We start from the raw sequence: 11823 nt of genomic DNA, 5'->3' as shown, positions 1-11823 counted from the left end.
GGTATGCAGGCGTTTGCCGGCGTCGCCGACCAGTTCGGTCAGGCGTTTTTCGATGTTCAGGTGGACGTCTTCGAGGTCCAGCAGCCATTCGAATTTGCCGGCGGCGATTTCAGCCTGGATCTGGCTCATGCCTTTCTGGATGGCCGCATGGTCGTCGGCGCTGATGATTTTTTGATATGCCAGCATCTCGGCATGGGCCAGCGAACCCTGGATATCGACTGCGGCCAGGCGTTTGTCGAAAAATACCGAGGCGGTGTAGCGTTTGACCAGGTCGGAGACCGGTTCGGAAAAACGAGCCGACCAGGCTTCGCCTTTTTTGGAGAGTTGTGCTGTCATAATTATGTAGTGAGCCGGGGATTGAATCGTGCGTTGGGGATAGTGTGAAACATGGGAAAGTCATGCGATTAATGCGGCCAGTCGCCGTATAAGCGCAAACAAGCGAAAAATTCCGCCGCTGCTGTCCGATTGCGCAGCGACGGAAAAAATCTATCTACAGGAGCACCTTCCGCAGAAAGTCGCGGGTGCGTTCATTGTGCGGCGCGCCCAGCACCTGCTGCGGCGGCCCTTGTTCCATGATGACACCCTGATCGATGAAGAATACGCGGTCGGACACTTCGCGCGCGAAACCCATCTCGTGCGTGACCACCACCATCGTCATTCCTTCTTCGGCCAGCGCCTTCATCACCGTCAGCACTTCACCCACCAGTTCCGGGTCGAGCGCCGAAGTCGGCTCGTCGAACAACATGACCTTGGGTTCCATCGCCAGCGCCCGTGCAATGGCCACTCGCTGTTGCTGGCCGCCAGATAACTGGTTTGGAAACGCGTCGATCTTGTCCAGCAGGCCAACCTTCAGCAACAGCTTTTCGGCCACCACTACGGCATCCTTGCGCGACATCTTCTTGACCTGCATCGGCGCCATGATCAGATTCTCCAGCACCGACATGTGCGGAAACAGATTGAAGCGCTGGAATACCATGCCGACACCGGCCCGCATCGCATTCAGGTCGATAGCAGGGTCATTGACCATGACGCCGTCGACCAGGATTTCACCGTCGGACGCTTCTTCCAGACCGTTCAGGCAGCGCAGGAACGTGCTCTTCCCGGATCCCGACGGACCGATCACGCAGACCACCTCGCTTTCTGCGATATCGCAATCGATGCCGCGCAGGATATGTGCGCTGCCGTAACTTTTTTGCAGTTGTTTAACGTGTATCACCGTGCATCACCTTTGCCATACCTTTTTTCAAGATGTTCGACGAACGCCGACAGGAGCAAGGTAATGCCCCAGTAAATCAGCGAGATCGTCAAATACGGTTCCCAGTAGCGCGCATAGGCGCCGGATACCGTGCGTGCGGCATAAGCCAGTTCAGCCAGGCCGATCGCCGAAGCCAGCGACGAATCCTTGACGATGGCGATCGCGTTGTTGCCCAGCGGCGGCAGCATGCGCCGGAACGCCTGCGGCAATACGACCTTGCGCAAGGTCTGCAGATAATTCATCCCCAGCGAACGCGACGCTTCGCTTTGACCGCGATCGATCGACTGGATGCCAGCCCGGAAGATTTCCGATACGTAGGCGCCGGAATTGAGCGAAATCGCCAGCACCGCCGACAGGAAAGCCCCGTATTGCGAACGGATTTCCCGCGCCAGTTCGCCGTTGACGATCCAGCCGCCGGTCGGATTGATCAATAACGGCATCAAGGCGAAATGGATCAGCAGGATCTGCACGAACAGCGGCGTGCCGCGAAAGAAGCTGACGTAGAAGCGCACCGGCAGCTGCACCGCGTAGCGCAGGAAATATTTATAAAATCCGTGCCGTGCCTCGGCCAGGCGGCCGACGCCCAGCACAAGACCCAGCAAGGTGCCGGCGATCACGCAAATGACCGCGGCCTTCAGCGTCATCCACGTACCCTCGATGAACAAGGGCAGGTATTCGTCAATGATTTGCCAGTGGAATGAAGAAAACATAATGGAATCCGTGTAGAGGAAATCAGGTCTTGCGCGGATTATTGCAGCGGCAGCGTAGGCACATTGTCGTCAAACCATTCTTTGTAGATCTTGGCGTAAGTGCCGTCGGCAACGATTTTCTTCAGGCCGGCGTTGATCTTGTCGAGCAACACCTTGTTGCCTTTTTGCACCGCCATGCCGAAATACTGACGGGTAAACTTGTTGTCGCCGACGACCTTGAATTTCTTCTCAGGATGGCTCTTGATGTAGAACTTGATCACACCGACATCGCCGACCGCAGCATCGACGCCGCCGCGATACAGTTCTTCCAGCATCAGCGGCGTATTGTCGAAGCGGTGAATCGCGACATTGTTCTTGCCGATCTCATCCGAGACGACGATGTCGCCGGTGCTGGAATTGACCACGCCGACCTGCAGTTTCTTCAAGTCGGCCAGGCCGCTCACCTTCGGTCCGTCGCCGACGATGATCACTTGATCGGCCGGGAAATACGGCAGGGAAAAATCGACCATTTCCTTGCGCTTGTCGGTAATCGTGATGCCGGAAATCAGGATGTCGCGGTCGCCTTGGTTGACGGTGGCGAAGATGCCTTCCCAAGGCGTGCTGACCAGTTTGATGTTGAAGCCGGAAGCCTTGCTGACCGCCTTGATGATGTCGATGTCGAAGCCGACCAGCTCCTTCTTCGCTGTCTCGAATTCAAACGGACGGTAGGTGCCGCCGGCGCCGACGACATACGTCTGATCGGCGGCGTGGACGGCAACGGCTGGCAAGGCAAAGGCCAGAACGCTGCTGGCAAGCAAGGCAAATTTCTTGAACGACATGATACTTCTCCCGGGTTGATGAAATGTGCTAAATGTTTTAGTTAGATGTGGATATCGGGTGTGACTATCGAATGTGATTATTGAATATGGCTATTTCCTGCAGTTGATGAATCGAAAAAATCGAGCGCTTCATTCTTGTCCTTGGATAAGCCTGCCAATAGACTCAAGCGCGGATCAGGGTCGATTTGCCGAACAAGCTTTCGAGCAATTCAACCACCAGCTCGGCAGTCTGGTTACGCAAGTCGCATGCCGGGTTCAATTCCATGACGTCCAGCGACGCCAGACGTCCGGTATCGGCGATCATTTCCATGCACAGCTGCGTTTCGCGATAGGTCGGCCCGCCGGGCACAGCCGTGCCAACGCCAGGCGCGAACGACGGGTCGAGAAAGTCGATGTCGAAGCTTACGTGCAAATGGGTATGCTCGTCGATTTGCGCCAGCGCGTGCTCCATCGTGGTGCGCATGCCGTGCTCATCGATATAGCGCATGTCGAAAACCTTCAAGCCCAGTTCGACCAGATGCCGCTTTTCTTCATGATCGACGCTGCGTATGCCGATTTGCCGTATCACGTCCCGTTCCAGAGCCGGCACATGGCCGCCGATGCTGACCAGTTCCTGGGGACCGCGCCCCAACAGGCTGGCTACCGGCATGCCGTGGATGTTCCCGGTCGGCGTCGACGAACTGGTGTTGGCGTCGCTATGTGCATCCAGCCACAACACGATCAGCTTCTTGCCGGTCTCCCTGCAATGCCGGGCCACTGCGGCGATCGAGCCGATTGCCAGCGCATGGTCGCCTCCCAGCAAGACCGGCAGCTGGCTATCGCGCAAGGATCCCAGTACCGCCTCATAGATACTGTGGTTCCAGGCACTTACCTCGGCCAGGTGGCGAAAGCCGTCGACCGGCGGCAGTTGCGGATTGGCCGGGCCGCTCAGGTCGCCGGCATCGTTGACTTGCAGGCCGTGCTGTTGCAGCGCCTGCTGCAGGTTCGCCACTCTCAGAGCTTCCGGTCCCATCGAGGCGCCGCGCCGGCTGGCGCCGATATCGCTCGGTGCGCCTATCAATCTGATTGTCTTCATCAAAATCCCATGTTTAATCATTTTTGTCTGGTCAGGCGCTACGTCTGCATTGCTCAAGCATAGTCCTCAGGCTGCCACGACGGCGGCTGGCGACTGGCTCGCTTTCACTGGAATACCTGAAATTGCCGCGCCATACAAGTCTTTCGGATTGGCCAGTTGCGGAATCAGATCGATCGTTTGTACGTAGTCGTCGCCCAACTGTTGGTCAAGATACCGCAATGCCGAAAAATCTTCCAGCGCAAAACCGACAGAATCGAACACGGTGACTTCCTGTTCAGAGTCGCGGCCACGGGCCGTTCCGGACAGGACTTGCCAGAATTCGGTGACCGGAAAATCCGCCGGCATCTGTTGCAGCTCTCCCTCAATGCGCGATTGCGGCTCAAATTCGACAATCACGCGCGCCATCTTCAGAATATCTTGATGTAATTCCGTTTTGCCCGGGCAATCCCCGCCCACCGCGTTCAAATGCATGCCGGGTTCTATCATGTCTGGCGTCAGGATTACCGCATTACGCTTGTCGGCCGTCACCGTTGTGACGATATCGGCGCCGCGCACTGCTTCGGCAATACTGTTGGCGCGGACAATGCGCAAGCCGGTATCGGCATAGGCGGCAAGGTTCTGGCACAGCTTTTGCGTGGCGGCAGGATCCACATCGAATACGCGCAATTCAGTGATGCCGAGCAAGCGATGGAAAGCAATTGCCTGGAATTCGCTTTGTGCGCCGTTGCCGATCAGCGCCATTGAGCGGCTGTCTTTGCGCGCCATATGACGCGCTGCCAGCAGCGAGGTCGCTGCGGTACGCAATGCTGTCGTCAGCGTCAATTCGCTAAGCAGGTGCGGGTAACCGGTATTGACGTCGGCCAGTACGCCGAAGGCGGTGACGGTCATCAATCCATCGTTGGTGTTTTGCGGATGTCCGTTGACGTATTTAAAAGAATATAAATTGCCGTCGGAAATCGGCATCAGCTCGATCACGCCGACCGCGGAATGGCTGGCCAGCCGGGCAGTTTTTTCAAAATGCGACCAGCGCAGGTAATCCTCCTCGATATAAGCAGCGATGGACTCGATGACGCGCTCGATAGGATTGCTGGCGAGAAATGTTTGCAGTTCGTGGATTCCGATGTATTTGACCATGGTAGATAGTGCTTGAAGTAGCTCTGGTTGATTTCGATGCAGGAAATTTTACATATAAATACTGGAAATTTGCGTTCGTAATTGTGTAGATTAGAGGTGAAATACGCAGCTTTATTGCATGGAAATGGAAAACATCATGGACAAGATCGATAAAAAAATTCTTGAATTGCTGCAAAATGACGGCCGGGCCAGCAATGTCGAGATCGGTGAAAGCATTCATCTTTCGGCGCCGCAATGCTTGCGCAGGGTCAGGGCGCTGGAAGAGCAGGGGGTAATTCGCCGTTACGCGGCGCTGGTGGCGCCGTCGGCAGTTGGCTTGGGGGTTGTTGCATTCGTCGCGCTGTCGCTGGATCGCGATCAGTTCAAGCAGGTGCGGGAAGTGGAAAAGGTAATCAAAGCGTTTCCCGAGATTATCGAATGCTTCACGATTTCAGGTGACTTTGACTATATGCTCAAAGTGGTTTCACATGACCTGAAAAGCTTGTCGCATTTCTTGACCGACAGATTGATGCAGGTACCGGGCGTGGCCGGCGTACGTTCCATGATCTGCCTGGAAGAAGTCAAACCTTTGTCGAGCTTGCCGATTGAGATGGAGTACCTTTGATGCAAAGCATTTGATTGTTTGAATTTGATAGTTTGATACACAGCAGCAGCGCTAGCGCGTGCCGATCATCGAGCCGTCACAGGAACTGGCGTGGCAAATAGACTATTCCTGATGGGTTTTACCAAAACGACGGTCTATATATTGCGGAACGTTTACCGGGGTGACGACAACCACAGACGATGAATCGCCAATGGCCGATACGGGCAGCAGTTTGTGGAAATGCATGATTTGGTGGCAAGCGTTTCTTAGATCCTGCCGCAGGTCATGATGCAATACCGCGCTAATCTGCCCGTCTCGCAGCAGACGAATGTTGTCCCTGTCGAGGTCATGCGCGATGAAGCACTTTGGCGCTTTCTTCATGGCATGCAGGGTACGGAGTATCGCGACATTCCCACCTCCCATTGAATACACCGCCGCGATTTCTCTTTTTCTACCGACGGCTCTTCGCACTTGCTCCTCAGTCTGAGCATCGAGCCCGTGCCCACCGCTGGCGTCTATCAGCGTCAATTTCGGATAGCGTCTGCGCAGTTCGTCGCGAAAGCTGGCTTCGCGCTCTTCTTCGCCCCTGAAGCAGGAATCGCTCATCGTTACGAGGACATTCCCCTGTGGCCGGGCAAGCCACTGGCCGACGAGATAGGCCGCCGTTGCGCCCGCCATCCGGTTGTTGAGACCCGCGTAGGCTATCCGCGCCGACCCCGGTATATCGGTGAAAATGGTCACAACAGGGATGCCTCGTTGCTGCAGTCCTGTGATTGCTTCCGATATCTCGGGGACATCACGTGCCTTGAGAAATACGCCATGGCTGCCTCGACGGCCCACCGCCTCGAGTGCGTCCACGACCTGAGTAGTCGTCATGGTGTCCTGCATCGTGAACCGCGGCCGAAACACGGCCGGGCGGAGCATCGGAAGTTCAGATTCCAATGCCTCACGGATCTCTTCGGAAAATCTGCCCGGAGCCTCCACGAGGACGTCGACGACGAGCTTTCGGCCGCTGGTCGCTAGCTGAAACTGCTGTCTTTCAAGCTCCTTGATCGCGTGCTGAATCCGTTGCCGGGTGCGTTCGTGCACGTGTGGCCGGCCATTCAGTACCCGGTCGACCGTGGCCAGGCCAACTCCAGCCTGCAGGGCGATTTCCTTCATGAGAAAGCGATGCGTCATGGGGACACTGATTCTGATTGAGGTGTTTTTGAGGTGTTTATGGTAACGCAAGTCGCTGCAGGAGAGGTATTCTTAACGGATTACGTGAGGAGACGCCATGGATCAAGCCCAGTTACACCCAGACGAAAAGCGACGCGGACGATATCACGAGCAGGACTGTTCGCTGCGCGACTTCCTAGTAGTCTTGCACGACCGCCGCGATGACGTTCAACTCGAATACGCCAGCGAAATATGTGAACAGGTGCCGATTTACGACTGTGCCGGGTTGAGTCGCCTGCTCGACGACGCGGCAAGTCGCGCCGCTCTGCAAGATGAGTGGGCGGAGGTCATGAACCACGGTGCGGGTGTGCTGGTGCTGAAGCGCGCCTTTCCCGATCCCGCGCCGATTGACGATGCGACAGCGGTCTTCGAAGCGATCATCTGCAACGAGCGAGAAACTGGCGGAGCTGCCGCCGATCATTTCGCAAAGGCGGGAGCCAACGACAGGATATGGAACGCGCAGCAAAAACTCTGCTTGCACGCTCCGTCCGTGTTCGCCCGTTACTACGCCAACCCGATGCTCGTCGCCGTAGCGGAAGCATGGCTTGGCCCTTGCTTCCAGATGACGTCGCAGGTGAATGTCGTACGGCCGGGTGGCGGCGCACAACAGGCGCATCGAGACTATCACCTGGGATTCCAGACCGTGGCCCAGGCCGAGCGCTATCCAGCGCATGTCCATACGATGTCACCTTTCTTGACGCTGCAAGGTGCCGTCGCCCACAGCGATATGCCCGTGGAAAGCGGCCCCACCAAGCTGCTGCCGTTTTCGCAGCGGTACGCTGAAGGCTATCTTGCATGGCGGCGCCAGGACTTTCGAGACTACTTTGAGGCCAACTATATTCAGTTGCCACTCGAGAAAGGCGACGTGATTTTCTTCAGTCCCGCACTCTTTCATGCAGCAGGGGAAAACCGGACGGAAAGCGTTCAGCGCATGGCCAATCTGCTGCAGATTTCCTCAGCTTATGGTCGCGCAATGGAGTCGTTGAATCGGGCAAGAATGTGTGAGGTCTTGTATCCGGTCCTGCTGGATAAGCTCGTGATGTCAAAGATGACCGAAGCTGAAACCGATACGGTCATTGCATCGTGCGCTGAGGGGTATCCGTTTCCCACGAACCTTGACTATGATCCGCCTGTGGGCGGTCTTGCGCCGGAAAGCCAGCAAATGTTGTTCGCCCGGGCGCTCAGAGAGTCGTGGAAGGCTGACATTTTCGCCTCAGCGATTCGTCGGCAAGCCGCACAACGGGAAGCCTGATCCGTACAAATACGGATCTGGTTTAGGTGTAATTCAGCACCATACGTTACGTGATTCCAATGGACAATTGAGTAATGTCTTCCTCTACTCCAACGAACTTTTCGCTGGGGCGGCTGCGACCTATGACAACCTGACGATGATGGCGGGCTACAATCATCTCAATGCTCCAGACACACCTATCGGCCTGGCAAAAACGGCTGACCACGTATGGATCGGGGCGAAGTACCAATTGAACCCGCAGTTCTTATTGGACGGCGCTGTCTATCGCGTTAAAGTCGGCAGCGGCAACGGTGACGCCGCTCATGATGCGTCGGGGCATGCAACCTTGTTAGCTGTAGGTGGAATGTACAATCTCTCCAAACGGACGTTCTTGTACAGTACCGTAGCCCATGTAATGAACGGTGAAAATTCGAATTTTGGTGTAGCAGGAAATAATCCTGGCACTAACAACAGCAATTTCGATAATCCAGCCCTTGGCCGGAATCAGAGCGGTGTTTATTTGGGTATGGTCACCTCCTTCTGATTCTCGGGAGACGCCTTCAGGTATCTAAAACCGGGACACCCGAGGGTGTCTCCCGCATCACAAGTTGGCTACGATGACGTTTGAATGAGCGCTTGATTCGGTGTTTGATTTAGCCCAGTTGCTGCCGCAAATGCTGTATCGCCTGCCGCACCTGGCGCGGCGCCGTGCCGCCGATGACCTGAAAAGCTTGTCGCATTTCTTGACCGACAGATTGATGCAGGTGCCGGGCGTGGCCGGCGTGCGTTCCATGATCTGCCTGGAAGAAGTCAAACCGTTGTCGAGTTTGCCGATTGAGATGGAATATCTTTGATGCAAAGCATTTGATAGTTTGAAGCACAGCAGCAGCGCTAGCGCGTGCTGATGACTGCCCTGATTTATGTGGATGGCTGGAAGCATTGCGCTTTCAGCCAGTATGGGGCAGCGTCTGAGGAAACCATCGATACATTGCACGGTACCGGCGTGGCGACGGATAATAGCGGCTACATCATTTTGAGAATTCCCCCATGGAAATCAAGGTCAACTTTCTCGATAAGCTACGTCTTGAAGCCAAGTTCGATGACTTCACGGTAGTGGCCGACCAGCCTATCCGTTATAAGGGCGATGGCTCAGCGCCTGGTCCCTTCGATTATTTTCTGGCCTCATCGGCCTTGTGTGCAGCGTACTTTGTGAAGTTGTATTGCGTAACTCGCAATATTCCTACTGAAAATATCCGCCTGTCGCAGAATAATATTGTTGATCCGGAAAACCGGTACCAGCAGATTTTCAAGATTCAGGTTGAGTTGCCGGCGGATATTTCTGCCAAAGACCGCCAGGGTATTTTGCGCTCCATCGAGCGTTGTACAGTGAAAAAAGTGGTGCAAGCCGGACCCGAGTTTGTCATTGAAGAGGTAGAGAACCTGGACGCCGATGCTCAGGCCTTGCTGACGTTGAAGCCCGCTTCTGACGTCAGCACCTATATTGCTGGCAAGGATCTGCCGCTGGAGCAAACCATCGCCAATATGTCAGGCGTTTTGGCCAACCTGGGCATCAAGATTGAAATCGCTTCGTGGCGCAATCTTGTTCCCAATGTGTGGTCACTGCATATCCGCGATGCGCACTCGCCGATGTGTTTTACCAATGGCAAGGGAGCGACCAAAGAAAGCGCGTTGGCGTCGGCGTTAGGAGAGTATATCGAGCGACTGAATTGCAACCATTTCTACGCCGGCACGTTTTGGGGCGAAGACCTCGCCAACGCGGCGTTTGTACATTACCCGAACGAGCGCTGGTTTAAGCCTGGCCCTAAAGATGCGCTGCCGGCTGAAATTCTGGATGAGTACTGTCTGCAAATTTACAATCCCGACGGCGAGTTATGTGGCTCGCATCTGATCGACACCAACTCCGGCAATGTGCAGCGCGGTATCTGTTCGCTGCCGTATGTGCGACAGTCGGACAGCGAGGTGGTGTATTTTCCGTCCAACCTGGTCGAAAACCTATACGTCAGCAATGGCATGAGTGCCGGTAACACGCTGGCCGAAGCGCAGGTGCAATGCCTGTCGGAAATTTTCGAACGGGCGGTAAAACGCGAAATTCTGGAAGGTGAAATCGCATTGCCTGATGTGCCGCAGGAAGTGCTGGCGAAATACCCTGGTATTCTGGCTGGCATTCAGGGGTTGGAAGAGCAGGGCTTTCCGGTGCTGGTGAAGGACGCGTCGCTGGGAGGGGTGTACCCAGTGATGTGCGTTACCTTGATGAACCCGCGGACAGGCGGTGTGTTTGCCTCATTCGGCGCGCACCCAAGCTTGGAGGTAGCGCTGGAGCGTAGTCTGACGGAATTGCTACAGGGTCGAAGTTTTGAAGGCTTGAACGAATTACCACAGCCCACCTTTGCAAGTGAGGCCGTGACTGAGCCAAATAACTTTGTCGAACACTTCATCGACTCCAGCGGCATTGTGTCATGGCGCTTTTTCAGTGCCAAAGCGGATTTTGTGTTTGTTGAATGGGATTTTTCTGGCCAGGGTGAAAACTCCAATGCCGAGGAAGCCGCGACCTTGTTCGGTATTCTCGAAGACATGGGCAAAGAGGTGTACATGGCGGCGTATGACAATTTAGGCGCCGTAGCCTGCCGGATTCTGGTGCCCGATTATTCGGAAATTTACCCGATAGAAGATTTGGTCTGGGATAACACCAACAAGGCGCTGTTGTTCCGCGCCGATATTTTGAATCTGCATCGCCTGGACGATGCCAGCCTGGAAGCGCTGCTTGAGCGCTTGGATAACAGTGAGCTCGATGAATATTCCGACATCGCCACATTGATCGGTATCGAGTTTGACGAGAATACGGAATGGGGGCAACTAACAGTTCTCGAGTTGAAGCTGCTGATTCATCTCGCCTTACAGCAATTTGAGGCGGCGCATGAGCTGGTAGGAGCCTTCTTGCAGTACAACGACAGCACGGTCGAGCGCGGATTGTTTTATCAGGCCTTGAATGTGGTGCTAGAGGTGTTGCTGGATGACGACTTGGAACTGGACGATTACGTGGTCAATTTCCGCCGGATGTTTGGCAACGCTCGGATGGATGCGGTAATGGGGTCAGTGGACGGCAGCGTACGCTTCTTCGGATTAACGCCAACGAGTATGAAACTGGAGGGTCTCGATAGGCACCAGCGCCTGATCGACAGCTACAAAAAATTGCATAAGGCTAGGGCCAATGCGGCGGTTACAACCAGTTAGGGTTACGAGTCACGGCTGGATGCGCTGATGCCGTTCATCCCCCAGCGTTCGATACCAGAGCGACCATCTGTGTCCGCGTGCATCATGGCGGGCCGAACTGGACTTGACCTGACAGGCGCTGTCAGGTCAAGCACTGAGCTAGTACAAGCCAAGGTTTGAATGAGCGCTTGTTCAGCGTCTGATTCAGCGTCCGATTCAGAGTCCGATTCAGAGTCCGATTCAGGCCCAGAGTGTGTAAAAACATAGAAATTCGTTGGCACGATCAATAACGTGTTCAACGACCGCCATCCAAGTCACGAGAGCGGTTTATTCTGACGAGTTTTTCCGTCTGCGGCACGGAATATTTTTTGAGTGGCAGTCTAAAAACCGCCGCAATCCGCTCCAAATCACGTTCATTTTCACAGCAAAAAGAGCCCTTCAGGCCCGGATCTCTCGCATCAATCGGTCGACACCCAATATCTGCATTACACGTTTCAAATTGTAGGCAAGTACGTGCAGACTCATCTCGGTTTTGACCCGTTTCAAAGTCTTCGTCAAGAAGTGCGCC

Annotated in this window: 12 protein-coding genes and 1 pseudogene; 5 read left to right on the top strand and 8 right to left on the bottom strand. The window is 55.0% G+C overall.

Annotation, left to right across the window (positions count from 1 at the left end):
• From BLV81_RS23115 to BLV81_RS23090, 6 genes are all read right to left on the bottom strand, one after another.
• Positions 1 to 336, bottom strand: a 336-nt coding sequence (locus BLV81_RS23115; protein ID WP_255365436.1) for a lyase family protein, incomplete at its 3' end; no start/stop codon positions are given.
• Between the two features lie 154 nt (positions 337 to 490).
• Complete coding sequence (locus tag BLV81_RS23110; RefSeq protein ID WP_092360238.1) at positions 491 to 1216, bottom strand: amino acid ABC transporter ATP-binding protein; 726 nt, start codon at positions 1214 to 1216, stop codon at positions 491 to 493.
• Positions 1213 to 1965, bottom strand: coding sequence for an amino acid ABC transporter permease (locus tag BLV81_RS23105; RefSeq protein WP_092360237.1), 753 nt, complete (start codon positions 1963 to 1965; stop codon positions 1213 to 1215). The genes BLV81_RS23110 and BLV81_RS23105 overlap by 4 nt, the downstream gene beginning before the upstream one ends.
• Positions 1966 to 2003: 38 nt before the next feature.
• Complete coding sequence (locus BLV81_RS23100; RefSeq protein WP_092360236.1) at positions 2004 to 2783, bottom strand: basic amino acid ABC transporter substrate-binding protein; 780 nt, start codon at positions 2781 to 2783, stop codon at positions 2004 to 2006.
• Positions 2784 to 2946: 163 nt separating this feature from the next.
• On the bottom strand, positions 2947 to 3858 hold the full coding sequence (gene rocF / locus BLV81_RS23095; protein WP_092360240.1) for an arginase: 912 nt from the start codon (positions 3856 to 3858) through the stop codon (positions 2947 to 2949).
• Positions 3859 to 3924: 66 nt separating this feature from the next.
• Complete coding sequence (locus BLV81_RS23090; protein ID WP_092360235.1) at positions 3925 to 4992, bottom strand: ornithine cyclodeaminase; 1068 nt, start codon at positions 4990 to 4992, stop codon at positions 3925 to 3927.
• 136 nt (positions 4993 to 5128) lie between these two features.
• Between BLV81_RS23090 and BLV81_RS23085 the strand changes: the two genes are divergently transcribed.
• Positions 5129 to 5596, top strand: a complete 468-nt coding sequence (locus tag BLV81_RS23085) for an Lrp/AsnC family transcriptional regulator (protein ID WP_092360239.1) — start codon at positions 5129 to 5131, stop codon at positions 5594 to 5596.
• A 102-nt stretch (positions 5597 to 5698) separates the two neighbouring features.
• Here BLV81_RS23085 and BLV81_RS23080 read toward each other — a convergent pair whose 3' ends face one another.
• On the bottom strand, positions 5699 to 6754 hold the full coding sequence (locus BLV81_RS23080) for a LacI family DNA-binding transcriptional regulator (protein WP_092360234.1): 1056 nt from the start codon (positions 6752 to 6754) through the stop codon (positions 5699 to 5701).
• Between the two features lie 97 nt (positions 6755 to 6851).
• Between BLV81_RS23080 and BLV81_RS23075 the strand changes: the two genes are divergently transcribed.
• The 4 genes and pseudogenes from BLV81_RS23075 (at position 6852) to BLV81_RS23060 (ending at position 11276) form a co-directional block, all read left to right on the top strand.
• Positions 6852 to 8045 (top strand): phytanoyl-CoA dioxygenase family protein, encoded by a 1194-nt coding sequence (locus tag BLV81_RS23075; protein ID WP_092360233.1) that lies wholly within the window; start codon positions 6852 to 6854, stop codon positions 8043 to 8045.
• Between the two features lie 67 nt (positions 8046 to 8112).
• Positions 8113 to 8568, top strand: coding sequence for a porin (locus BLV81_RS23070; protein ID WP_176992942.1), 456 nt, complete (start codon positions 8113 to 8115; stop codon positions 8566 to 8568).
• A gap of 169 nt (positions 8569 to 8737) precedes the next feature.
• Positions 8738 to 8878: pseudogene (locus tag BLV81_RS23065) on the top strand (Lrp/AsnC ligand binding domain-containing protein); the annotation flags it as partial.
• Positions 8879 to 9071: 193 nt separating this feature from the next.
• Complete coding sequence (locus tag BLV81_RS23060; protein ID WP_092360231.1) at positions 9072 to 11276, top strand: OsmC domain/YcaO domain-containing protein; 2205 nt, start codon at positions 9072 to 9074, stop codon at positions 11274 to 11276.
• 274 nt (positions 11277 to 11550) lie between these two features.
• Here the strand turns inward: BLV81_RS23060 and BLV81_RS24100 are convergent.
• Positions 11551 to 11823, bottom strand: a 273-nt coding sequence (locus BLV81_RS24100; protein WP_218134311.1) for a hypothetical protein, incomplete at its 5' end; no start/stop codon positions are given.

Source organism: Collimonas sp. OK242, from assembly GCF_900107095.1.
Lineage (GTDB): Bacteria > Pseudomonadota > Gammaproteobacteria > Burkholderiales > Burkholderiaceae_D > Collimonas.
The sequence above is the reverse complement of the archived record's forward strand: the minus strand, read 5'-3'. Positions and strand labels throughout refer to the sequence as shown.

What these genes read in the sequence shown, in the direction of transcription:
- BLV81_RS23105 (WP_092360237.1), bottom strand. Translation starts at nt 1,965, where the DNA reads ATGTTTTCTTCATTCCACTGGCAAATCATTGACGAATACCTGCCCTTG.
- BLV81_RS23100 (WP_092360236.1), bottom strand. Translation starts at nt 2,783, where the DNA reads ATGTCGTTCAAGAAATTTGCCTTGCTTGCCAGCAGCGTTCTGGCCTTT.
- rocF (WP_092360240.1), bottom strand. Translation starts at nt 3,858, where the DNA reads ATGAAGACAATCAGATTGATAGGCGCACCGAGCGATATCGGCGCCAGC.
- BLV81_RS23090 (WP_092360235.1), bottom strand. Translation starts at nt 4,992, where the DNA reads ATGGTCAAATACATCGGAATCCACGAACTGCAAACATTTCTCGCCAGC.
- BLV81_RS23085 (WP_092360239.1), top strand. Translation starts at nt 5,129, where the DNA reads ATGGACAAGATCGATAAAAAAATTCTTGAATTGCTGCAAAATGACGGC.
- BLV81_RS23080 (WP_092360234.1), bottom strand. Translation starts at nt 6,754, where the DNA reads ATGACGCATCGCTTTCTCATGAAGGAAATCGCCCTGCAGGCTGGAGTT.
- BLV81_RS23075 (WP_092360233.1), top strand. Translation starts at nt 6,852, where the DNA reads ATGGATCAAGCCCAGTTACACCCAGACGAAAAGCGACGCGGACGATAT.
- BLV81_RS23060 (WP_092360231.1), top strand. Translation starts at nt 9,072, where the DNA reads ATGGAAATCAAGGTCAACTTTCTCGATAAGCTACGTCTTGAAGCCAAG.